The following is an 811-nucleotide window of genomic DNA, read 5'->3' as shown; positions in this document are numbered from 1 at the left end:
TTGATGATCACATCCTGCGGTCGGTCAGCGCCGACGCTTTGCCGCACGCAGACATGGAAGCCCACGTCGTTTTCATTGACTCCCAAGCCTGCGAAAGCGACTCCATTGGGCCTGCCCCCTCCAAAGGCATAGCCCTGTGGGCAAGGGGGGGCAACCTGCGGGCTGCCCTGCCGGCTGCTGAAGATGTTGGAGACCAGAGTTACAAGACGAGGGCCTGCTGAGCTAGTGGCAATGGGAGTTTGGCGAGCCCTAGCTTGCTCAGAGGGCCAAACCAGAAAGCCTTCCCGGAATGGATCCGGATCCTCGACAAAAAATCGGCTGCGCTGAGTGCATTCGTCATCAAAAGGTTGCAACTCAAACCTAGCAATGCGCGCATTGCCCTCCCAGGGGGTGCTGCCGTCTGGGTTACCGGCGTTGTTGTAGTTACGTCGCAAGTAGTACACAACCAAGGTATAGATGTTGCGGCGGTTGCGGATGTTATCCCAGTCAGCTTCGGAAATACCCGTAGGTCTCTCCTTCAAAGTTACTCGGCCTTCTCGAATTTGTTGCAACGTCGGAGGGCCTTGATAGCAATCGCGTGGGATCGGATTCAGCCTCCAAAAGGCGACCACTGGAATGGCTCCATCGGGGCGGCGAATCCAGCCGGGGGTGTAAAGCCTTTCGATGAGATCTGGCGTTTCGTCTCCGTTGGGCTGTTCCGCATTGTTGTAGATGTAAAGCGCCTCTGCCAGATCCTGCTGGATAAACTGCATGGCCTGGGTCAGCTCCGCCTGCACCTGGGTGCGGCCCGTCTCTTCCCGATCCAGCCGCA

At 57.7% G+C, this 811-nt stretch carries 1 protein-coding gene; it reads right to left on the bottom strand.

Features of this window, described 5'->3' with window-relative positions:
* A partial coding sequence (locus NW807_RS08955; RefSeq protein ID WP_414425883.1) for a type II secretion system protein J occupies window positions 1-811 on the bottom strand: 811 nt, incomplete at both ends.

The sequence above is a fragment of the Synechococcus sp. R70.1 genome (genome assembly GCF_047461675.1).
GTDB lineage: Bacteria > Cyanobacteriota > Cyanobacteriia > Thermostichales > Thermostichaceae > Thermostichus.
This window is presented reverse-complemented; position numbering and strand designations above follow the sequence as displayed.